The following is a 23,375-nucleotide window of genomic DNA, read 5'->3' as shown; positions in this document are numbered from 1 at the left end:
GATCTAGCGCACTAATATAACAGATATAGACATTCTGATGAATGCACCGGATGACTATCTCGGAGGAATCTGCCGCCCGCCTGTTGGATATACCCTTGGGAGCTGTGCCGCCATCGCCGGCGGAGTGGACCTTCCACGGTATCTCGCGGAAGGTCCGGCCATGTTCAGATCAATTCGCCCAGGTCAGCGGCGTTGAAATCCAGCAGTGCGCCTTGTTCGCCGTGACGGATTTTTGTGACCCAATTCGGGTCGGTCAGCAACGCGCGGCCAACTGCAATCAGGTCGAATTCGTTACGCTCCAGCCGCTGGATCAGGTTATCCAGACCGGCGGGTTTTGAACCCTCGCCGACAAAAGACCCCATGAAGTCGCCCGAAAGTCCTACCGACCCCACGCTAATGGTCGCTGCGCCGGTCAGCTTCTTCGCCCAGCCGGCGAAGTTCAACCCGTCCTCTCCGTCAAGTTCGGCAAATTCCGGCTCCCAGAACCGCCGTTGCGAACAATGCAGAATATCCACCCCGGCCTCGACCAGGGGCACAAGCCAGTCGCCCATCTCTTCGGGCGATGGAGCAAGCTTCACCGCGAAGTCCTGTTGTTTCCATTGGCTGACGCGCAGGATGAGCGGGAAGTCGGGACCGACCGCCTCGCGCATGCTCTTGACAACTTCGGCCGCAAAGCGGGCACGCTGCTTCAATGTGGCGCCGCCATATCGATCGGTACGCTGGTTAGTACCGGCCCAGAAAAATTGGTCAATCAGATAACCATGCGCACCGTGAATTTCAGCGACATCAAAACCCAGCCGTTTGGCATTGGCCGCCGCGCTGGCGAAAGCGGCGATCGTGTCGGCAATGGCCTCTTCACTCATTACCTCACCGCGAGGCTGGCCTGGCGCAATCAGTCCGGACGGACTCTCGACCGGCGCGGCAGGCACCCACTCGGTCATAAAACTGGCCACTGAACCGGTGTGCCAGAGTTGCGGGCCCATCTTGCCGCCTGCGGCGTGAACGGCATCAATGACCCGTTTCCAGCCCGCCAGTGCGGCATCGCCATGAAATAAAGGAATATTTTCGTCGTTTCTGGAGGCGGGACGGTCGATGACCGTGCCTTCGGACAGGATCAAGCCCACGTCGCCCGCCGCCCGCCGTTGATAATACGCCGCAATATTTTCGCCCGGAATGCCGCCTGGCGCGAAGCTACGCGTCATGGGAGCCATAACGATGCGATTTTTCAACGACAGGTTCTTTAAATGAAAGGGCTGAAATAAGGCATCTACATTGGATGTGGTCACAGTATGGTTTTCCAGTTTGGATCGATGAAACCATAGTATACTTCGTATACCTGGTGTCAATCAGGAACTCAAAGGATACCAGGTAACCACGGGGAAACCACGGAATCAAAGCAGCACAGACTGCCAACGGCCAACTGCCCGCATCGCCTTCTAGCTTCTATAAATGTTCCATGACCCGCTGCCTCCGGAGTGGCCTCTGGAAGCAGCGGGATGGTCTGTTGATACCGGTGGTTTTAGTCGGCGGGTGGTTTAATTAAGCTGATAATCAAGCGTTATGTCGGCTTTCAACAATTGCGATACCGGGCACCCGGCTTTCGCTTTTTGAATAATTTTATCGAATACCGCATCATCAACGCCCGGCAATTTCACCGTGCTGTTCAGCGCTATTTTGGTGATGGCGAATCCGCCATCGACTTTGTCCAGCGAGACATCCGCGGTGGTGTCGATACTTTCAGGCGTAAAGCCTTCCTCGCCCAGCATCAGAGATAGAGCCATAGAGAAACAGGCGGCATGGGCCGCGCCAATCAATTCTTCCGGATTGGTGCCCGCAGCGCCTTCAAAGCGGGTATTGAAACCGTAGGGCTGCTGTTGCAGCGCGCCGCTCTCGGTCGAGACCGTACCTTTGCCGCGTTTAATATCGCCTTCCCAATGGGCCTGCCCCTTCTTATGAATGGTCATGTTTTTTCTCCTTAATTACCAGAATAAGCCATAAGTATAGAAGATCGTACCGATTCTGCCTGTCAGCGGCTCACTCCCTTGATGCCGCTGTCCTTGTGGATTCGGTATCAAAACGGCGGCCGGAGGCGATTATAAAATTGCTGGCAAGTATTTCTGATATTTACTGGAAGTAACGTTATGAAATGTCCGCGCACAAGGGGTTGCGCTATGCGCTGGAACTGCAAATTCCGCCGATTAAATTAAGTCTTTTATAGCTGATGATTAACTTTATAAGTATTATGCGAATAACAAAAACCAATTTTTTGTTCTCTAAGTCGTTTAAAATGTTATGCGCTTTTACATTCATGCTATATACTTTTGGTTATTATTAAATGCACGTCTTAATCTAATATAACAGGCAGGGTCCCCAATGTCAGAAATGCTTAAATCACTGAACAATATTCGTACGTTGCGGGCGCAAGCTCGTGAGCTGGAACTTTCAACGTTAGAAGAAATTCTGGAAAAGCTTACGGCAATTACTGAAGACCGCCGTACTGAAGAAGCAGCTTTTCGCGCTGAAAACGAAGGCCGTTTGGCTAAACTTGAAAAGTATCGCCAGCAGTTGCAGGAAGATGGAATTGACCCGTCTGAACTGCTTGCCAGCGTAGTTGCCACCAAGGCTAAAAAAGCGCGCGATCCGCGCCCTGCCAAATATAAATACACGGATGAATTTGGCGAATCAAAAACCTGGACCGGCCAGGGCCGTACGCCAAAAGCAATGAAAGCATTGCTTGATAGCGGCAAATCTCTGGAAGATTTCGCGGTCTGATCCAGCCAAGCAATATAGCCGTTCCCTTATCGGCTATATTGTTGCTTCCTGGTGGAATACCAGCAGATTGCACCGCGTCGACAATTAGAGCACAATGGTTACTATTTAGATCCGTTAGTAACACAACTCATTGATGTACCGCAATATAACGCTCATACTTCGCCGGTTTTAATTTGCTGATATCCACCAATACCAGCCCGTCGATACAGTGGTTAAACGCCGGATCGCTGCCAAAATCAATAAACTGCACGCTGCCCCGCTCACATAGTTCAGAATATTGCTTATAGAGCGGTGGAATGCTGCAACCAAAATTTGCCAGCAGACGTTTCAGGCGGATTAAATCCTCCTTATAATTATCCCCGGAAAACTGCGCCAGCACGTTGGGCAGTGAGGCTGGATAAGGGCGGCGGGACGTCGCCAGCGGTAAGGTTGGCGCAAAATATAGCCGATAAAATGCGACCAGCAAATCCCTCACCGCCATTGGCAGCGCGCCGGAAATAGACACGGGCCCGAACAAATACCGGGTCTGCGGATATTTTGCCAGATAGGCGCCAATCCCCAGCCATAAATAATCCAGCCCGCGTTTACCCCAATAGGCCGGCTGAATAAAACTGCGGCCCAGCTCAATCCCCTGCCCCAAAATAGCATCCATCTGCTGTCCATAATGGAATAAGCTTTGGCTGTAAATACTGTCCTGCCTGTAGCAACCGGCATGCCCGGCGGTCGGAATAAAGCGATAGGCGCCGACGATTTCCAGCGCCTGCGGGTCCCATAATACGAGATGATAATAACTGTCATCGTAACCATCCAGATCGCGGCGGCGGCCGCTGCCTTCGCCCACGGCGCGAAATGCGATTTCACGCAGCCGCCCGAGTTCCCGCAGGATCGGCACATGGTCTTCGCCGTGACGGCGGTATAAATAAATGATTTTACCATCCGGCGTATGGCCCAGCGTTTCGGTATTCTCCAGCGCATGTTTTAATACCGCGCGATCTTCGGCCCGGGCAATGGCGGATTCAGACTGGAACAGTCCCGCTTTTCCCGCGCCGATACGGTAGATGTGCTTACGAAACCGCGCGGCTAAATCATTGGCCTGCGTATGGCCGTCGTGCCAGCTGGAATAAGGAATTCGCGCGCCAATCCGCACTTTCAGTCGGTTTCCCTGCTGGCCAAACATTTCGTGGATCAATAATAGTGAAGACAGCGGGCGATAAAGCAGCGAGCTGAAATAAAACAGCGCGCTATTGTTGCCGCTGATATGTACCGGGATAATCGGCGCACGGCTTTTGGCCGCCATGCGCAAAAAGCCCGTATGCCATCGGCCGTCCCGGATGCCTTTGGCGCTTAAGCGCGAGACTTCACCCGCAGGAAACACGATCAAGACCCCTTGATTTTCCAAGTGCTCCTGCATTAATGCCACCTGCGAACGGCGGGTACGATTGCCCATATTATCCACCGGCAGCATCAGGCTGTTCAGGGATTTAACCTGCGACAGCAAGCGGTTCGCCACCACTTTGACGTCAGAGCGCACCGAACCTACCGCGTGCAGTAACGCCAGCCCGTCCAGCGTGCCAATCGGATGGTTGGCCACCACCACCACCGGGCCGTAACTGGGGATTTGTTCCAGGTCACGCTCGGTCAGTTCGCAGCGTACGTCAAAATAGTCGAGCACCTGTTCGACCATATCCATGCCTTTAAGATGCCGGTTTTCCTCTCCCAGCCGGCGGAACTCTTTCTCGCGAAAAAGCAGTTTTAAGATACTGAGCTGCCACGGGGGTGTTTTACGCTGCGGGTGAAGCTCCTGAAGTACGGTATCCATACTGAACATAGGATGTCCTCCGGTTTTAATTACCCCGACCTTAAGCAGTGCGTGTGACGGCGAGATGGCAGAAAAATGTCGGGCAAATGAAAAAAGCGGAATATTATCCAGGGATTCGGGGGGGTTACCAGATATCAGGTATCGGGGTAGAGAATGGGCTGGTACGGCGGTTTTACGCAACGAGTAAAGGATGGATAACCTCTGTTGCCGGACATACAGCCTGGCCTTGGCGCTATTTTGTATGTCCAGCGACGATTCTATCTATTCCAGTCCCATCCGGGGCCTGGCAATGGCCGTGATATTTTACCGATTGAGACTGGCGCCGCCGCCCTTCTTCATCACTGAACGAATATCGGACTCTTGCACCAGGTTTAAATCGCCGGTGATAGTCAGTTTTAATACGCTGGCGGCAATGGCAAAATCAATCCATTCCTGGGCTTCCGCTTTATGCAGCAGGCTGTGCATTAAACCGGCGCCAAAAGCATCTCCGGCGGCGACGCCTTCCATGACATGCATCTGGTAGCGGGGAGATTCATAAAACTTACCGTCTTTTAGCAACAGTCCCATCCATTCGCTTTCCTCTACGGAGCGAATATTTCGTAAGACGCTGGCCACCACTTTACAATTCGGATATTTTTTGGTTACCGCCAGCATGCCTTCTTTAAATGATGTTATCTGGTCGATGCCGCGGGACATATCGCCGTCGAAGGCTTTAATGCCGAGCGTAGCTTCAAAATCTTCGTCATTGGCAATACAAATCGTGACATAGTTCATTAATTTAGACATGACGCCCTGGGCTTTTTCAGTGGACCACATCTTGGCGCGGTAATTCATATCGCAAACCACGGGGATATTATGCGCCTGGCAATAGACGCACGCGGCGGTGACGACCTGTTCCAATTCGTCAGAAATGGCCGGGGTAATGCCGGAGAAATAGAAATAATCAATCTCCTGCAAAAGGCCTTCCCAATGGAATTCCGTTTGTTTCGCTTCGGCAAATGCGCTGCCCGCCCGATCGTAGACAACATTGGTGGAGCGTACGCTGGCGCCTTTTTCAAGGAAATAAATCCCCAGACGGTTGCCGCCGCGCAAAATTTTCGCGGTGTCTACGCCATATTTGCGTAAAGTCGACAGCGCGGTTTCCCCGAGCAAATTAGCCGGCAGCTTACTTAAATAAGCCACATCATTGCCCAGCAGCGCCAGCGATACGGCGACGTTGGCTTCGGCGCCGCCATAGGTTGCTTCAAAAACATCTGACTGCATAATGCGATTGTTGGCGAGCGGCTTCAATCGAAGCATCATTTCTCCAAACGTTAATACTTTCATTTTTTACCCTTTCTCCAAGCCATTTCGTGAAAAATTCATGCGTATGGTTCTACTTTTCTATAGCAACCATCAAGCGGTTTCTATGCGTCCGCGTATATTAGCGGCTTTCTGGCCGCCGTATTCATGCATTGCTGCCATTTTGACAGGAAAGCCATGCGTCACGCTTATTGAAGTGAAATAGAGAGGGGAAGCGGCGCAATAATTCGCGCCGCTGTTACTTATTTAATGGAGGGGAATTGCCCTACCTGCCGGAAAAAACCGAACCAGTCTTCCTGATGCCAGGTACGTTTGATCCGATCCCCCTCCATTTCATGGAACTCATGAATACTGAAATTCACCGGTTTTCCCGTACCCGGAATACCAAAAATTTCGCCCCGATGGGTACCGGTAATTTCTGCCCGTACCGCAATTCTGCCGGGGACCTGGAGGAGGTCATGGATAACGATTTTTATATCGGGTAAGACGGTAATAAAGCCGGCCACCAATGGTTTCATTCCCTTCACTCCCGGCGCTTGTCCCGGCGCCAGCGGAATGTCTTCCCAATCCGCGGTCAGTACGTTATCCAGCAGATCCGGGTTTTTATCATTAAATGCCCGATACAGGGTGTTTACTGCCAGGCGTTGCGCCGCCAGGAGACGTTCTGTTGGATCGTCGTTTTGTACAGTGGTCATGATAGTCTCTTTGCAGATGAATAAGGATGATGCTTGCATCCTGAATGATTCTCCTATATTTGTATAACAAATAAACGATATACAGGATTATTTGTTTCATGAATTTTCATGGTATCGACCTCAATCTGCTTGCCGCCTTTGATGCGTTAATGAACGAACGTAATGTGACCCGCGCCGCGGCGTTGGTGGGGGTCAGTCAACCGGCGATGAGTTCCGCCCTGGCAAGATTACGCATACATTTTAGCGACCGCCTGTTTGTCAGGAGCGCCGGGGGGCTAGTGCCCACGCCAAAAGCCAGGGATATCGCACAACCCATTGCCCGCGCGCTGCGAAGTATGGAACTTATCCTGGTTGAAGAGAGAACCTTTCGGCCAGATGAGGAAATTATCTCGTTTACGCTCGGGGTTTCAGATTATCCGGCTTTTGTGCTGCTGCCCGCTTTGGCGCGTTATATCGCTATCCAGGCACCCGGGGTCACGCTTCATCTCCACGCCTTTACCGCCCGCGACAGTGCGATTGATCTTCTTGATGCAGGCACTATTGATGCGGCAATCGGCGTTCCATCCACCTCTCTCGAAAGCCGCATTCTCAGTTGCCCCCTGCTAATGGATGAGTTCGTTACTCTCGTGCGGCATGACCATCCGGCAGTGGCACAGGGTATGGACCTAAATACCTTCCTGGCGTTAAAACACGTTCTGGTTTCCCCGGAGGGAGACCGATACGGGCTGGTCGATCAGGCTCTTGCCCGATCGGGCCACTCGCGCCAACTGGCCCTAACTTTATCGCAGATGTTTGCGGTGCCGGCCATTATTGCCGGGAGCGATTTTACCGCTACGCTGATGAAACGCGTGGCGTTATTGTCGTCCGCCCGTGACCGGTTGGTTTTTTTCCCGCCGCCGGTGGCGCTCACGTCAATTCAATTTGATTTAATGTGGCACCGCAGGAATGACCATAGTTCGTCGCAAAAGTGGCTGCGCAACGCTATCACCACTCTCGCCAAGGGGCTGGCATAAGGCGCGGCGAGATTCCCCTGCCGGCGGGTAACCCATGAATAATCGCCAGTTATACCCTTTGTTTAAGCGTTTGATTTGCCGCCGGGCGCATTAAAGTATACGCAGTCGCAGATAACACACTATTTTCTGCCTGGGATATTGATGACAAAGGGTGCCTTTGGCGTGGCGAAATCTTTTTTACGAAGCGGCAGTTTAGATGATATTTTTGCGTTGGGTGAAAATGGCCAGCCGGTCTATGCCTCGGCGCTGCAAATCAGGGAAACCTTGCGCCTGAGGCAACAGCGGCAGATCGCCGAGTGCCTGGCCATTCCCCAGCCCAACGAGGCCGGCGATCGTATTGATTGGTACTCTCCCATTGAGGGCAAGGTAATCTCCTGGGCCATGGCCAGCCTCGTCCAGCGCACATCGGCGCTGCGCGAGTTGCAACGATGCCAGGCAGCCGCGGCCGAGCTTAGCCAACGGGCGCAAAACGCCGAAAAAAATGCCAGGCGGTTGTTTGGCGCTTTGTTGGCAAAAACTATCCGATTCCCCGATCGGAATTATGTCTATCTGGTGGGCGGCAAACCGGTGATCACTTTTTGGGGCTTTGTCAGCCCGGAGCATAAAACCGACGCTGATGCCCTGGCGTGTTTGCAACTGATGGCGGATGAAGCCGGTGAGGACGAACGGTTCACCGCCCTGCCCGCCGATGGCGATCCGCCCGCGTCGTCGTCCGTCAATATCACCGCCCCACCGCCTATTGCGGATACTGTCCTGGATCTGGCGCCGGAATCGCCGGTGCAGGCGCGGGCCTTGCCCGCCGCCGGCATAACCGGGCGCCGACGCTGGCGGCATGCGGTTTGGCTCGCGGGCATTTTGCTGTTGTTGTTTCTCGCGCTGCAAATCCGCGATTGGGTGACGGGTATGGCATCTTCCCCCGTCGCGCCGTTGAAGGCGCTAACCCCGCGAGAACCGGCCTTGCCCGCCATCGCGCGGAATGATAGCTCCCAGACTGATAGCGCCGCAGCGCCGGTAGCGGCGGCAAAACCCAACCCGCCGGGCGCCAACAGGCCGTCCACCGCGCTGATCCCTGCGCCATCCGCGATGCCATTACCGGCTGCGGCGGCCCAGCCGGTGCCAGCGGATTTACCTACCGCGCAGCCGGTTTCCGTCGCGCCGGCCGCAGCGGTAAATCAGATGGCTGCGGACAATAGCGCGCCAGCTTCTCCAGCCATAACCGCCGCGGCGGCGGGTGAAACGCGCAACGACGGCGCCGGCGACGCGGCGGCGGCGATCCAGCCCGTCCCGCCCGCCGGTAAAAATGCCCTGTCGCTTTCCGCCGAGGCGGTAAAACAGGGCTCGACGGATTTTCTCAACGGCAACTGGCGCGCCATCCCGGAGATTAAAGACCCGCTCACCGGTAAGCCGCCGAGCCTGCGATACCAGCTTAATCATGGCCAGGGAACGGTGAAAATCACCTATGGCGATGGGATCACGTGCCGGGCATCCGCCGGCGCGGGACTGATGAAATCGGGCAACCTGGTGATCAACAGCCGCAACAAGGCCCGGTGCAGCGATGGTTCCCGCTATCAAATGCCGGAAATCATCTGTAAACAGGGCGCCAACGGCACGGCTGAATGCCAGGGGCGTTATAACGCCGCTACGGCGTTTCCCATGACCATCAAGCGCGAGAAAGAATAATTTATGCTGGCCACCATAACGGATTATAAACAAAGAATAACGCTGATTCAGGATAGCGGTATCCAATTGCTGGATTTTGCCTTAAGGCCGGTGATGGACCAGCAATTGCCCGGTAAGTTTGTGCGCCAAAGCGCTAATGGCCCGCTGCTGCGCCTGGATTACAATGCGCTTAACGGTAAATATTCGGTACCGGTACCGGCGGGAAAACCGCAGGAAGTGGTTAAACCGGAATACAGCTTTCCGTTGGAGCAGTCGCTGCGGCTGCTGGATAAAGTCTGGCTGCCGCTGCCTTTTTTCCGTTTTAACCCGCCGCGGGTATTTACCGGCGGGCCGGATAACTGGGCGCGAATACAGGTATTAGCCCTGGCGGCGCCGGACCAAAACGGCGCCACCCATCGGGTCTGTCTCGCTTTTGATACCAAGGTGTATCCGGCGGGCCATGATAATGAATCCCTGGCGCCCAATGCCAATGACGGTAAAACCGGCGTAGGCTTTGCCCTGGCGCACCGCAGCGACGAACTGGGGCAATTCCTGGATTTGACCTGGGTGGACGGCTGGCTGCGGGAAGTATTTACCCAGCAGGCGGGCAGCCTTGAGCAGCGTCCCGAACGGGAAATCGCCGCCGCGCTCAGAACCTTCGAATATCAGGCGCACTATCTGAATTTACTGGACATGCTGGGAACCCAGCTGTGCGTGCCCGAGGTCAAAATCGCCGCCGGCACCTTGCAAGAGCCTGCAATAAACGTGGATCTGATCCTGGATGTCGGCAACTCCCATACCTGCGGCATTTTGATTGAAGACCATGCGGATGAAACCAACGGTTTGCAACAAACCTATGAACTGCACATCCGCGATCTGAGCCAGCCCCAGTATCTCTATAACGAGCTGTTTGAGAGCCGGGTGGAATTTGCCGAGGCGCGCTTTGGCAAACAGAACTTTTCCGTGGAAAGCGGACGTGATGACGCTTTTATCTGGCCCTCGATTATCCGCGTTGGCCGGGAAGCCGGGCGCATGGCCGCCGAACGCCGGGGAAGCGAAGGCGCCACCGGCATTTCCAGTCCGCGTCGCTACCTGTGGGACGCGGAGAGTTATGCTCCTGGCTGGCGTTTCAGCCGCCAGGGGGTCAACGGCGACAACGAACCCCAGGCCATCGCGGCGCCGCTGATCCATTTGCTTAATGATGAAGGGCAGCCGCTGTCCGGCCTGCCCCTGGATGAGCGCATGCCGGTGTTTTGCGCCCATTACAGCCGCAGTTCGGTGATGACGTTTATGCTGTCCGAGCTGCTGGCGCAGGCGCTGATGCAAATAAACAGCGTGGCGCAGCGGTTAAAAATGATGCGTCCCTCGGCGCCGCGCCAATTGCGCACCATTGTCCTGACCCTGCCCTCGGCGATGTCCACGCCCGAGCGCGCCATTTTTCTGCAACGCATGCAGGAAGCCCTCGGCCTGGTTTGGAAGGCGATGGGCTGGCATCCGGCGGATGATGATTTCACTTCGGCCTCGGACCGGGCTAAAAGCCTGGTGCCGGTGCCTGACGTGCAGATGGAATGGGACGAAGCCACCTGCGGCCAGATGGTCTATTTGTATAACGAAACCCAGCTCAACTTCGGCGGGCGTACCGAAGCCTTTTTCGCCGGCATGGCCAGGCCGGATAAAACGCCTACGGCGCAGGAACCCGCCGGCAAAAGCCTGCGCATCGCGTCGATTGATATTGGCGGCGGCACCACCGATTTGGCGATCACCCAATACCGGCTGGATGACGGCGTCGGTAACCAGATGAAAATTACGCCGCGCCTGTTATTCCGGGAAGGGTTTAAAGTGGCCGGCGACGATATTTTGCTGGAGGTGATCCAGCTTTATGTCTTACCGGCCCTGGAGGAGGGGCTGAAACAGGCCGGCGTTGCCACCCCAAACCTGTTGATGGCCAGGCTGTTTGGCAGCGAAGGACGGATCAACGGCCAATCAGTGCTGCGCCAGCAGGCCACGTTGCAGCTTTTTATGCCCATCGGCCGGTCGATTCTGCAGGCGTATGAAAGCTACGATCCCCTGGATGCCGGCGCCGAGATAGCCAGTACCTTTGGCGAATTGTTGACGCAGCCGCCAACGGCGCAGGTGCTGAATTATATAGAAAGCGAAGTGCGCCGCGGCCTACCGGCGGATGCCGTCCCCTTTGCGCTGCTGCGGGTGCCGCTGCTGGTTAACCTGGGCAAATTGCACGGCGAATTTTTAGCCAATCGGCTGGGCATTACCCGTGCCGTGCGTTCGCTCGCCGAAGTGGTGGCGCTGTATGAGTGCGACGTATTGCTGCTCACCGGCCGGCCGTCGCGTTTCCCGGGAATCCAGGCGCTGTTGCGGCATTTGCAACCACTGCCCATCGGACGCATGGTGGCGTTGGACGGATACCATACCAGCGATTGGTATCCGTTTAACCAACACGGGCGTATCGATAATCCCAAATCCACCGCCGCGGTTGGCGCCATGCTTTGTTTGCTGGCGCTCGACCTGCGCCTGGCGGGGTTCTTGTTTAAAGCCGGGGATTTCCAGCCTTACTCCACCGTCCGTTATCTCGGTATGCTGGATAGCGACAACACCCTGAGCGCCGAGCACGTTTATTACCGCGATATCGATTTGGATACGCCGGATTTCGCGCTGGATCGCAAAGGCGGTTTCCAGATGCGCGGCCCGCTGTGCCTGGGCTTTCGCCAGCTTGATAATGAACGCTGGCCGGCATCCCCGCTGTATACCCTGACCATTGTCGACCCGCAGTTGGCGCGCAAGGTCGCCGGCGACGGTATTGTGCATGTCAGGCTGAGGGTGGCCAAAAACAATAACCTGGACGAACCCGAGCGTTTCGAAATTGCCGACGCGGCGCTGCTGGACGGCGGGCGGGTCCCTACCCATCATCTGCAACTCAAACTCAATACTCTGGCCGGCAGTTCTTCGGGCGCGACCCACTACTGGATCGATAGCGGGAGCGTATATAACCAATGAAAACTTTAACGGCCGACTCAATGTCAACTCCGCCGCATCTCCCCTTATATCAGCAACTCTTGGCTATGGAACAAGGCATTGGCCAGGGAATAGACTGGATCGCCGCGACCCGGCGGCAGGCAGCGCGGCTGGACATCGAAGCGGATGGACTGACCATAAAATTGCGCCGCTGCCGTACCCGGGCCAGGGCTTTGTCCGCGGCGGCGTTAAGCCCCATGACGCTGGGTTTTTACGGCCAGTCGCAGGCGGGGAAGAGCTATCTGATCGCGGCGCTGGCCGCGGACGCCAACGGCCGGTTAACGAACGTAATGGGCGGGGAAGCCCCGGCCCTGGCGGGGGATATGCCGCCCGGCCCGTTCTCCAGTGACGTTGTCACCCGGTTTAGCCGCCGCGCCGGCATGGAGGATAAGGACTTTCCACGACACCTGCTGTTGTTGACCGAGGTGGAAATCGCCAAAATTCTGGCCACGGCTTATCGCGATACGGCGCCGTCCGCGCTGGCCGCGCCGGGCCCGCAGGAGTTCGCCGATCGGCTTGATCACTTGCAGCGGCTTCGACAGCCGGAAGCGGTGGCGGGCATTACCAGCGACGAAGTGGTGGCATTATGGGACTATCTGGCCCGCCATGATGGTAAACCCCACCGGTTTTTATCCGCGCACTTCTGGCCGCTGGCGGTGGAGCTGGCGCCTTTCTTGCGGGTGGACGATCGCGCCCGGCTGTTTGCGGTATTATGGGATGAAGAGCCGGAACTGACCGCGGCTTACCGCCGGTTTGCCCATGCCCTGCATGCTTTTGCCGGCGCGCCCGCCGCACTGGCCCCCGTTGATAAAACGCTGGACGACGCGCCGCCGGATCGGATTATCAAGGCGCGTCCGCTAAACGACGGGCGAGCGGGCCGCCCGGTGGAACTGACGCTGGCGGAACTGGCGATGCTGACGGTTGAACGGCTGATACCGCTGCAAAGCTCCCCTCGCAGACCGGTATTCGAGCAGATTGACCTGCTGGATTTCCCCGGCGAACCCCCGGAGGTTGCGGACGCGGACGATAAAACGCAGCCCGACCCGTGGATGCGGCGCATCGCGCGCGCCAAGCGCGCTTATCTGCTGGCGCGTTACACCGATAGTCGTGAGATAAGCCTGCTGATGGTGTGCAACGCTGCGGGCAAACCGTCGGAAATCAAGTGCGTAGCCCGGGCGCTGGATTATTGGGTCAAACAGACCCAGGGCGCAACGCCCCTGGTTCGTAACCGCCGCAAACCCGGGCTGATTTGGGCCGTGACCCCTTTCGATCGGCGTCTCGTCCAGGGGCAAAACCATGATGACGCCGTGCAGCGTTACGTGGGGTTTCCCGGCTATGCCTGGGGCACGATGCTGGTATTGGATGCGGGCGGGGTCGAGCGCATGGCCGATTATCTGCTGGCCGAACTGCGACCGGATGCCCGCCTGGGGCGGTTAAGCGAACAATATACCGAGCTGCGCCGCGAATTGGCGGAAAACCTGCTTGGCGGCTGGTACCAGCCGGCCGGCGCGGAAGACTCGCGGCAAAAACCGCGTATCGCGGATACCCTGATCAAAGTGCTGCAGACCCGCGCCGGCGTACATGGCGAACTGCTGGAGAAACTGCTCCCCTCCCGCGGCGAACTGCGCCGGCTTTATCTCGCTTCGCCGTCGCCGCAGCCTGCCCTTGCTGCCCAGTCCGCGTCCCCCCTGCCGTTGATGCAACGGGATGATTTTGGCGTCGGCATATTTATCGACCTGCTGGCAGAAGTGACGACAGAAGTGACGGCAAAGATGCCGCCCCCCACTCCGGCCGGCCAGCAACCCCGCAGCGGGACGCAATATGATGTCGAGGCGGGGTATGCGCGCCGCGTGATGCGCTGCTGGATCAATTATTTGCGCGACCTGCCGGAAAACGGCCCGCTGCTGGCGCTGCTCGGGTTGGCGAAACCCACGCTGGAAATGCTGCTGGCCGAATTAATTATCGCCGGCCAGCGGCTGGATATCGAAAGCGTATTATTAAACGCGCTGATTGAGGATATCCCCCGGGAGCGCGCCGGCGACGGCCCGTTGGCAAACCAAGCCGACCGCCAGGTGGCCAGGGCGCTCACCGTGCTGGGGGATTTTGTCGCCTGGCTGGGTTTTCAGCGGGCACCTCTCGCGCAGCGTCCCGACAGCCGGGTCAATCCCGGCCATAAAATCTTTGCCCGTATGGAAATTCCGGCGGAGAACTGGGGATCGCCGCAGCGGCTGACCCGCCTGAACCAGACGCCGATTAATACCACGGCGTTTTATATATTTGACTGGCTGGTGGCGTTAAAGGCCATGATTTTGCAAAACGCGGGGTATTCAGGAGCGGGAAAAGTCGGGCCGGAAGCATGCGTGCGGCTGGGGGAAATACTTCGGCTTATTGACCCGGATTATTTATCCGCGTAATACCGCCGGCCGGATCGGCTGTCTGTCGACAGCCGCCGGCAACCAAAACCGATTAATAGGCCAACTCAGTGGCAACCGCCGGACGTTTGGCCGGGGTAAAATTCCCTTCCCTGGCCGCAGCCTGCCGACAGGTATAGGACATTTTGGAACGATATGCACCAGGGGTTTGACTAAACTGGCGCTTAAACGCACGGCTGAAAGACTGTTGAGAATCAAAGCCACTTTGTAAAGCAATGTCCAGGATGCTCTGATCCTTCAGGCATAATTCCGACGCGGCGCGGGACAGGCGGCGGGTACGGATATAGGTACCCAGCGCATCACCGGTGACATTACGGAACATACGCTGCAAGTGCCATTTGGAATAACCTGATTTAGCCGCTACGTGATCCAGCGATAATGACTTGTCCAGATTGTTTTCCAACCAATCTATCAGGTCCTTAATAATGACATTCTGATTCATATAGACATTCTCCACAAATGATAACCTTGCATTTACAATATGACCGGTCGTATTTTTAGTCAACCTCTTTTTATTAATGAACGATAATATTATCATATCCCGGCCAAAACCGCGCATTCTTTCAGCGTTATCACCAGCGTGAACGATTTTCATCATACTCTCAGAGCCGGCGTACCGGCGCTAACGATTGTTCTTTGTTACAGCGCACGGCGAGATGGCAAGGATGGGGAACGGTGATTAACAGGGCGATGGCGCCGGTAATAATACATAACGAGACGATGGCGATGGCGCCCAGATCGATGGCCCGCGCCAGCCCCCACCCCGTTGCCAGGGCTCCCAGCAGCAGCGCCAATCCCCCCTGTACCAGGTAGGCCACCAGATACACCGTGGACAACGTGCCGCCGCGGTTATGGGTCGGGGCATAGGTATTGATAAGGCCCAGCCCGCCCATAAACAGCAGGCTGTAGCCACAGCCCGCAGCCACCAGGAACCCCAGGAAGATCAACAGCGAATGCAGGGCGACCGAGGCGGTCAAAAAAGCCATGCCCACCACGGTACAGATGCCGCCGACGGCAATCGACGCGCGCGACGTCATGCTTTTGCATAAGAGTCCCACCGCGCCCAGAACAATAGCGAAAACCGACATGGTGGCGCCGTTGAGCAGCACGTTGCCCGACCCTATCAAATCCCGCGCAATCTGCGCGCCCAGCGACAATCCCACGGTGCCGATGGCATAGGCGCTCACTACCGCCGCCACCGCCGCCAGCACGACGTTGCCCAGTCCTGGCGGAACCGACGGAGATCGCGGACGCCAGCGGCCCGCGCCGCCGTTGCCGTTATGACGCGGCAAAAACCAGGTGGCGATGAAAATCAGCATAATAATCGCCAGCAGCAGCCAGAAATTCAGCCGGGTGGGAAACGGGGCGTATTGGATCAGCGCGCCGCCGATCAGGGTCGCCAGGGCCAATCCCACCGCCTGGGCGACGGTGGTGATGGCGCTGGCTTTTTTAGCCTGCCCGGGAGCGCTGAATTCGATTACCGCCGCCGTGGATGGCCCGGCCGACAGCCCTACCCCGATGCCCATAAACGCCCGGCCGATATATACCCAGCCCAGGCTGGGGGCGACGGCGAATAGCAACACGCCGATTAACGACGCCCCCAACCCCAGCAGCATGGTCGTACGGCGCCCGATATAATCGGAGACATTGCCGAAGCAAATCAGGATCGCCACCACCACGATGGGATAAATGGCGAATATCGTGGCGGTCTGGGTGGTGTTCAATCCCCATTCTGAAGCATAGAGCGGATAGGTCATCGCGGGCGCGGCGCTGGTCCAGATGGTATGGGCGACAACGGCGGCGGCAACCCAGAAACTGGCCCGTTGCCCCAGGGTATGAGTCCTTCCGGTCATGGTATGGCTCGCTTTGGCAGGCAATGCACCCATAATGCATGGCGCTGATTGATTTTATTTAACATTGAATCAGTATGTACGTGCGTATTAATGGCGTCAATATAAATCTGACCGGCCGTCTTATACAGGGTGAAACACTGTTTTATCATGGTGACAGAGGAATAGAGCAGACAATAATCTTGGCGCCAGCTAAGCGCCGGAGCCAAGATCGGACCGGCGTCAAACCGTCGTATCAGGCGATGCCGGCTGTCCGCCCGGCGAGCGGTTCAATAAAGGTAAAGCAACGGCAAAAAAATCGTCCAGCGGTTGCCGGCAACAGGCTATTTTCATGCGCACCACGGCCCCTTCCCAGCTGTTAATCAGAAAGCGGGCGACCTTTTCGGCGTCGAGCGTGGCGATTACGCTGCCGTCCGCCTGCCCTTCGCGCAGGGTGGCGGTAACCGCGCCGGTCCATTTTTCCAGGGACTGCTTGATGGCCTGGCGCAGCAGCGGCGTATTATCGGTCATCTCCGCCGCCAGATTGCCGATCAGGCACCCTTTCTCATAGCCGAATTCGGCGTAGTAGGCGGCCATGTACTCAAAATGCGCGCGCAGCCGTTCAAGAGGGGGCAGGCTGGGATCGTCGAGGATTTCCCGGTTGGAGTCTTGTCCGTAAATGGACAACACCTCCAGCGCCAGCAGCTCCTTGGCCTTGAAGTAGTTATAAAAAGACCCCTTTGGCACCCCTGCGGTGTCGACGATATCCTGTACGCTGCATGCGCTGAAACCGAGCGTGTGAAAACGCTCCAGTGCGGCATCGACAATTTTATCGCGTACGCTTGGTTTGGCCATCAAGGGTTCCTGTAGGTTGATAAATTACCGGTAATTATACGTACGACCGGTCGTATTTTGCAAGCCGGCGCGCCGGTGGCCGCCCGCCGCCCGCACGATATAGGCGTTTTTGCCCATGGCCATGACGGCGGCGGCCCCTTTTCCCTCGCCAGGGGAATAATAGGAGGCGCGCGCCGCGGAGATCAAGGGTTGGTTGGCGCCCCCGGTTTGGGCGTATCCAGGGCGGCGCCGGCTGCCGGTTCGCCGCGCGCCGGAAACGGAGGTTCATCCGCCGCCGGCTGGCGTTTAAGCGTACCGCCGGTCATCCGCCGGATGGTCCAGTAAAACATCGGCGTGAGCAGGAAACCGAATAGCGTCACCCCCAGCATGCCGGCGAACACCGCAATGCCAATCGCCCGCCGCATTTCCGATCCGGCGCCCACGGATATGGCCAGCGGCGCCACGCCCATAATAAACGCCATCGACGTCATCAGGATCGGACGCAGCCGCAGCCGGCAGGCGCTTAATACCGCCTGCAGCAGCGTTTCGTTCTCCAGCTCCCGATCGCGGGCGAATTCCACGATCAGGATAGCGTTTTTACAGGCCAGTCCCACCAGCACCACCAGGCCTATTTGCGTAAAGACGTTATTATCCCCCTGGGTTAACTGCACGCCGATCAATGCGCATAACAAACACATGGGTACGGTGAGAATCACCACCAGCGGCAAGGTCCAGCTTTCGTATTGAGCCACCAGCACCAGAAACGCCAGCAGTACGCAGATGGGGAAAATATAAATCGCCGTATTCCCCGCCAGGATCTGCTGGTAGGTCAGTTCGGTCCATTCAAAACTCATGCCGTTGGGCAATTGCTGGCGGGCCAGCTCCTCCAGAGCGCCCTGCGCCTGGTCGGAACTATAGCCCGGCGCCGGGGACCCGTTGATTTCCGCCGTTAAACTGCCGTTATAGTGGCTGATTTGATCCGGGCCGGTGGTGTCATAGGTGGTCACGAAGGCGCCTATGGGGATCATCTGCCCCGCCGCATTGCGGGTCTGCAAATGACCGATATCCTCCGCATGCATGCGAAAGCGCTGGTCGGCCTGCACATTCACCTGATACGTCCGGCCGAAGCGATTAAAATCGTTGACGTAAAGCGAACCGAGATACACCTGCATGGTTTCAAATAAATCGGTAAGGGATACGCCCTGGGCCTTGGCTTTCTCCCGATCGATATCGGCATGGATCTTGGGCACGCCGATTTGATACGACGAGAACAGGCCGGTGAGCCGGGGATCGTTGGCGGCGGCGGCAATCAGTTTTTGGGTCGCCTGATAGACCGCCGCCGGCCCCCGATCGGACTGGTCCTCGATTTGCATCCGGAAACCGCCCAATGAGCCCAGCCCCAGGATCGGCGGCGGCGGAAATACCGCGATATTGGCATCCGCGATGCCCGCCAGCCGCTGATTCAGGCTCATGGCAATGGCCCCCGCCGACAGCGACTTATCCCGGCGCACATCAAAATCATTCAGCGTCAGGAAGATCACCGCGGAATTGGTGCTGCGCACAAAGCCGTTAATCGACAGGCCGGGAAAGGCCACCGCATGGCTGACCCCGGGCGTATGCAGGGCAATATCGCTCACCTTGCGCACCACCGCTTCGGTGCGGTCAAGGGTGGCCGCATCGGGCAACTGAATGACCGAAACCAGATACAGTTTGTCTTGCTGCGGCACAAACCCGCCGGGCGTGCGCATAAACAGCAAGAGGGTTAATGCCAGCAGGCCGCCGTAAATCAGCAGCGCCGCCGGGGATCGGTGCAGCACCCGGCTGACGACCCCCACATAACCATGGGATAACCGCACAAACGCCAGGTTAAACGGCCGGAACAGCCAGCCGAACGCCCGATCGATGAAGCGCTGGAAGCCATCTTTGGCGCCGTGGTGGGGTTTAAGCAGCAGCGCCGCCAATGCCGGCGACAGGGTCAGGGAGTTAAAGGCGGAAATCACCGTCGAAATCGCGATGGTCAGGGCGAACTGGCGATAAAACTCCCCGGTCAGCCCGCTCAGGAACGCCGTGGGGATAAAGACCGAACACAGCACCAGGGCGGTGGAAATAATCGGGCCGGTCACTTCGCTCATGGCTTTATGGGTCGCCGCCACCGGCGGCAAGCCGCGCGCGATATTGCGCTCGACGTTCTCCACCACGACGATGGCGTCGTCCACCACGATGCCGATGGCCAGCACCAGGCCAAACATGGTCAGGGCGTTAAGCCCGAAGCCCATCAGCAGCATCACCGCGAAGGTTCCCACCAGGCTCACCGGCACGGCGACCAGCGGGATCACCGAGGCGCGCCAGTTCTGCAAAAACAGGATCACCACCAGCACCACCAGAATAATGGCTTCAAACAAAGTATGCACGACTTCGCTGATGGATTGGTGCACGAACCCGGTGGTGTTATAGACGATATGGTATTTAATGCCCTGGGGAAAATCTTTCGCCAGCTTATCCATGGTGGCCTGCACGCTATCGGCCATTTGCAGGGCGTTGGTGCCGGGACGCTGGAACACCCCCAGCGCCACCGCCGGCTGATTGTCGAGCAGCGAGCGCAGCGAATAATTATCCGAGCCCAGTTCCACGCGCGCCACATCCCGTAAATGGATTACTTTACCGCGATCGTCGGCCCGCAGGATGATATCGCCGAACTGCTCCTCGGACTCCAACCGGCCCTGGGTGACCACGGAAATCTGGAATTGCGCCTGCGCGGTGCCGGGCGATCCCCCCACCTGGCCGGCCGCCACCTGGATATTTTGCTCGCGCAGCGCCGCCACCACGTCGCCGGCGGTCAGGGCGCGCGCCGCCAATTGTTCCGGATCAAGCCAAACGCGCATGGAATAAGGCCCCAGCCCGAATACGCTCACATCTCCCACGCCGTAGGCGCGCGCCAGCGCATCTTTAACGTGCAATTGCGCATAGCTGGCGAGATAGAGCATATCGTACCGATCGTCATCGGAGGTGAGATGGACCACCTCGATAAGCGTAGGGGACGATTTATTGGTGGTGACCCCCACCCGCTGCACTTCGGGGGGCAAGCGCGACAGCACCTGCGCCACGCGGTTTTGCACCAGCACCTGGGCTTTGTCGCCGTCGGTGCCCAGCGCAAAGGTGACCGTAATGGTCAGCGCCCCGTCGCTGGTGGCCTGGGAAGACTGGTAAAGCATGCCTTCGACGCCGTTAATTTCCTGCTCGATGGGCGAGGCCACCGTTTCGGCGATCACCGATGGGTCCGCCCCGGCAAAAGTGGTCTTGACCACGATGGTGGTGGGCACAACTTCCGGATACTCGGCGATGGGCAATAAAGGCAGGGCCACTAACCCCGCGACAAAAATCACCAGCGACAGCACCACGGCAAAACGCGGACGGCTGACAAAAAACCGTGAAATATTCATTTAAACCTCAAGCACCGGCCGTGGGCGGGCAACGTTTGCCGCGGGGTGGCCCGCACGCAATATTGATTAGTCATGGGGTATCAGCGCCGCCAATTCGCCGGGGGACGCCGCCGGCGCGGCGCTTGGCGCCACCACGTCTCCCGGCCGTACTTTTTGCAGCCCGCTCACCACCACCCGCTCGCCGGGATTAAGTCCCCCGCGCACGATGCGCCATTCGCCCACCGCCTGCCCCAGCGTGATGGCCCGGTACTGCACCCGGTTGTCTTTATCGAGCACCAGCACATAACGCTTGCCCAAATCGGTGCCCAGGGCCTGCTCCGGCAGCAGCGCCACCTGCTCCACCGTGGAGGACACCAGGCGCACCCGGCTGAACAAACCCGGCGTCAGGCTGCCGTCGGCATTATCCAGAATGGCCCGGGCCGCAAGGGTTCCGCTGTGGGGGTCCACCACGTTATCCAGGAAACGCAGTCGGGCTAGGTGGGGGAAACCGGTTTCGCCCATCAGGCCGATATACACCGAATTATCCTTGCCGCGCTGGGCGGCGGCATATTTCAGATAGGCCTGCTCGTCAACATTGAAAGCGGCATAAATGGGGCTATCGGAGACAATGGTGGTCAGCAGGCTGGACGTGGTCACCAGATTGCCGCCGGTAATCAGGGCCTTGGAAATCCGCCCGTCAATCGGCGCGATAACCCGGGTAAAAGAGAGATCCAGCCGCGCCGCGGTCAGCGCCGCCTGGGCGGCGGCCACATTGGCCATGGTGACTTTGGCGTTGGCATCCTGGGCATCCATCTCGCTGCCGGAGATGGCGCTTGAGGCGATCAGCCGGCGATTGCGATCGCGATTGGTTCTGGCCAGTACGGCGCTGGCGGTAGCCTGCTGCAGGCCCGCTTCCAGCCGGTCCACCTCCGCCTGGTAGGGCCTGGGGTCGATTTGGTACAGCACCTGGCCCTTTTGAACCCTTGCGCCGTCCTCAAAAGCGATAGAATCGATAAATCCGCCCACCCGCGGCCGGATTTCCACGCTCTGCATGGCTTCGAGCCGACCGGTAAAGTCGTCCCACTCGCGTACCGGCTGGAAGGTCACCGTGGCCACCGTAACCGCGACGGCCGGCGCCGTATTCGCGGCAGGAACCGCCGGTTTACAGCCGGCGATAAACAGTATCGCCAGCGTGAATATCGGGTACACCGGTGCAAAACGCGTCGTGCGCAAGGGTGTAGACATGGGGAACATCCTCAGGTGAAATTATAATAATACGACCGGTCGTATTAAAAAAAATGAGCATGCCCGGTTACGGCGCGAGGGTCAATGGGGGTCCGGCGTGAAAGGCACTTTTTTGTCACTTGGGGTGATTATTGCGCAAATGACGCGATTGGCGATTAAGAACGAGGGTACGCCGCTCACGGCGCGCGGGGCGATGGGGGTAATCCCCCGCGGGGCCGGCGGCTGCGGCCCCGCGCTGGCAGAATGATGGCGACTAAGGCGTCGGCAGGACGATGGCGCTCGCTTCCAGCGTACCCATATTATGGTAAACGGCGCAGGCGGCATCCACCAGGTTCATGGCCAACGCCGCCCCGCTACCTTCGCCCAGGCGCATTTCCATATCAAAATAAGGGCGCAAATCGAGATGTGCCAGGGCGATCTTCGCCCCTTTTTCCGCCGAAAGGTGCGAAGGGATCAGGTAAGGACGTACCTGTGGAGCGATGCGGCAGGCCACCAGCGCGGCGGCGTACGACAAAAATCCGTCCAGAATAACCGGCACGCCCTGGGCGGCGGCGCCCAGCATGACCCCGGCCATACCGCCCAGATCAAAACCGCCGACTTTCGCCAGCACGTCCACGCCGTCTTGCGGATCGGGGCGATTACAGGCGATGGCGCGTTCGACCACGTCGATTTTATTTTGCAGCATCGATACCGGCAGATTGGCGCCGCGTCCCACCACATCCGCCGCCGGCGAACCGGTCAGCACGCTGACCAGCGCGGCGGCGGGCGTGGTATTGGCCATGCCCAGTTCTCCCACGCCAAACAGCGTCACGCCCTGTCCCACCAATCCGCAAACCAGATCCGCGCCCACTTCCAGCACGTGGCGGGCCTGGGCGGCGGTCATGGCCGGTTCGCAGGCGATATTGCCGCTGCCGCGCCCCATGCGCCGGTTCACCAACCCCGGCAAAGGCTGTTCGCTGTCAATGCCCAGATCCACCGCCGTCACCCCCGCCCCCGCATTGGCCGCCAGCACGCATACGCCGGTAATGCCTTTGACCATATTGGCCGCCTGGACCGCGGTGACCACCCGGGGAGAAACCGCCACGCCTTCCTGGTAGACCCCGTGGTCGGCGATCATCACCATTAACTGTTTGCCGGTAAACGCCAGCGGCCGGTCGCCCATAATGCCCGCCAGCTGCACGGCCAGGGTTTCCAGACGTCCCAGGCTGCCCGGCGGTTTCAGCAGGCTATCAAGCCGCTGTTGAGCCCGGGTCATGGCGGCGGCGTCCAGGGGACGGATGGCATCGATAACCTGTTGTAACGTCTTCATTACATTACTTCTCCTGA

At 57.9% G+C, this 23,375-nt stretch carries 16 protein-coding genes and 1 pseudogene; 6 read left to right on the top strand and 11 right to left on the bottom strand.

Annotated elements, in window-relative coordinates:
- Positions 1-164: 164 nt before the first annotated feature.
- Positions 165-1,286: an NADH:flavin oxidoreductase gene (locus ACL2XP_RS12940; protein WP_413738901.1), complete on the bottom strand. Its 1,122-nt coding sequence runs from the start codon at positions 1,284-1,286 to the stop codon at positions 165-167.
- A gap of 249 nt (positions 1,287-1,535) precedes the next feature.
- The gene (locus tag ACL2XP_RS12935; RefSeq protein ID WP_413738900.1) at positions 1,536-1,964 is read right to left on the bottom strand and encodes an OsmC family protein; all 429 of its coding nucleotides are present in this window, start codon (positions 1,962-1,964) and stop codon (positions 1,536-1,538) included.
- Positions 1,965-2,373: 409 nt separating this feature from the next.
- Between ACL2XP_RS12935 and ACL2XP_RS12930 the strand changes: the two genes are divergently transcribed.
- Positions 2,374-2,772, top strand: a complete 399-nt coding sequence (locus tag ACL2XP_RS12930) for an H-NS family nucleoid-associated regulatory protein (RefSeq protein WP_413738899.1) — start codon at positions 2,374-2,376, stop codon at positions 2,770-2,772.
- A gap of 127 nt (positions 2,773-2,899) precedes the next feature.
- Here the strand turns inward: ACL2XP_RS12930 and ACL2XP_RS12925 are convergent, their stop codons facing one another.
- The 3 genes from ACL2XP_RS12925 to ACL2XP_RS12915 all read right to left on the bottom strand — a co-directional run bounded on the left by ACL2XP_RS12925 (position 2,900) and on the right by ACL2XP_RS12915 (position 6,588).
- Entirely contained in the window at positions 2,900-4,600 is a 1,701-nt protein-coding gene (locus ACL2XP_RS12925) for a lysophospholipid acyltransferase family protein (protein ID WP_413738898.1), read from the bottom strand.
- A 294-nt stretch (positions 4,601-4,894) separates the two neighbouring features.
- Complete coding sequence (locus ACL2XP_RS12920) at positions 4,895-5,917, bottom strand: sugar kinase (protein ID WP_413738897.1); 1,023 nt, start codon at positions 5,915-5,917, stop codon at positions 4,895-4,897.
- Between the two features lie 218 nt (positions 5,918-6,135).
- On the bottom strand, positions 6,136-6,588 hold the full coding sequence (locus ACL2XP_RS12915; protein WP_413738896.1) for an ester cyclase: 453 nt from the start codon (positions 6,586-6,588) through the stop codon (positions 6,136-6,138).
- Between the two features lie 98 nt (positions 6,589-6,686).
- On the opposite strand from ACL2XP_RS12915, the gene ACL2XP_RS12910 reads away from it, so the two are divergent.
- The 4 genes from ACL2XP_RS12910 (at position 6,687) to ACL2XP_RS12895 (ending at position 14,704) form a co-directional block, all read left to right on the top strand.
- The gene (locus tag ACL2XP_RS12910; RefSeq protein WP_413738895.1) at positions 6,687-7,601 is read left to right on the top strand and encodes a LysR family transcriptional regulator; all 915 of its coding nucleotides are present in this window, start codon (positions 6,687-6,689) and stop codon (positions 7,599-7,601) included.
- A gap of 141 nt (positions 7,602-7,742) precedes the next feature.
- Positions 7,743-9,281 carry an SrfA family protein gene (locus ACL2XP_RS12905; RefSeq protein WP_413738894.1) on the top strand — a complete coding sequence of 513 codons (1,539 nt, stop codon included), beginning with the start codon at positions 7,743-7,745 and terminating at the stop codon, positions 9,279-9,281.
- 3 nt (positions 9,282-9,284) lie between these two features.
- A complete protein-coding gene (locus tag ACL2XP_RS12900) occupies positions 9,285-12,272 on the top strand; it encodes a virulence factor SrfB (RefSeq protein ID WP_413738893.1) in 2,988 nt (995 codons plus the stop codon).
- Between the two features lie 65 nt (positions 12,273-12,337).
- Positions 12,338-14,704: a virulence factor SrfC family protein gene (locus ACL2XP_RS12895; protein ID WP_413738892.1), complete on the top strand. Its 2,367-nt coding sequence runs from the start codon at positions 12,338-12,340 to the stop codon at positions 14,702-14,704.
- 148 nt (positions 14,705-14,852) lie between these two features.
- On the opposite strand, the pseudogene ACL2XP_RS12890 reads toward ACL2XP_RS12895, so the two are convergent.
- The 5 genes and pseudogenes from ACL2XP_RS12890 to ACL2XP_RS12870 all read right to left on the bottom strand — a co-directional run.
- A pseudogene (locus tag ACL2XP_RS12890) lies at positions 14,853-15,164 on the bottom strand (helix-turn-helix domain-containing protein); the annotation flags it as partial.
- Positions 15,165-15,324: 160 nt separating this feature from the next.
- On the bottom strand, positions 15,325-16,575 hold the full coding sequence (locus tag ACL2XP_RS12885) for an MFS transporter (protein WP_413738891.1): 1,251 nt from the start codon (positions 16,573-16,575) through the stop codon (positions 15,325-15,327).
- A 219-nt stretch (positions 16,576-16,794) separates the two neighbouring features.
- Positions 16,795-17,406 (bottom strand): TetR family transcriptional regulator C-terminal domain-containing protein, encoded by a 612-nt coding sequence (locus tag ACL2XP_RS12880; RefSeq protein WP_413738890.1) that lies wholly within the window; start codon positions 17,404-17,406, stop codon positions 16,795-16,797.
- A 182-nt stretch (positions 17,407-17,588) separates the two neighbouring features.
- Positions 17,589-20,825: an efflux RND transporter permease subunit gene (locus tag ACL2XP_RS12875; protein ID WP_413738889.1), complete on the bottom strand. Its 3,237-nt coding sequence runs from the start codon at positions 20,823-20,825 to the stop codon at positions 17,589-17,591.
- A gap of 66 nt (positions 20,826-20,891) precedes the next feature.
- Positions 20,892-22,049 carry an efflux RND transporter periplasmic adaptor subunit gene (locus ACL2XP_RS12870; protein ID WP_413738888.1) on the bottom strand — a complete coding sequence of 386 codons (1,158 nt, stop codon included), beginning with the start codon at positions 22,047-22,049 and terminating at the stop codon, positions 20,892-20,894.
- Positions 22,050-22,146: 97 nt separating this feature from the next.
- Here ACL2XP_RS12870 and ACL2XP_RS12865 point away from each other — a divergent pair, with 97 nt between their 5' ends.
- The gene (locus tag ACL2XP_RS12865) at positions 22,147-22,296 is read left to right on the top strand and encodes a hypothetical protein (protein WP_413738887.1); all 150 of its coding nucleotides are present in this window, start codon (positions 22,147-22,149) and stop codon (positions 22,294-22,296) included.
- A 6-nt stretch (positions 22,297-22,302) separates the two neighbouring features.
- Here ACL2XP_RS12865 and cobT read toward each other — a convergent pair whose 3' ends face one another.
- Positions 22,303-23,358 (bottom strand): nicotinate-nucleotide--dimethylbenzimidazole phosphoribosyltransferase, encoded by a 1,056-nt coding sequence (gene cobT / locus ACL2XP_RS12860; protein ID WP_413738886.1) that lies wholly within the window; start codon positions 23,356-23,358, stop codon positions 22,303-22,305.
- Between the last annotated feature and the right edge of the window lie 17 nt (positions 23,359-23,375).

Source organism: Sodalis sp. RH21 (assembly GCF_047324175.1).
GTDB lineage: Bacteria > Pseudomonadota > Gammaproteobacteria > Enterobacterales > Enterobacteriaceae > Acerihabitans.
The sequence above is the reverse complement of the archived record's forward strand: the minus strand, read 5'-3'. Positions and strand labels throughout refer to the sequence as shown.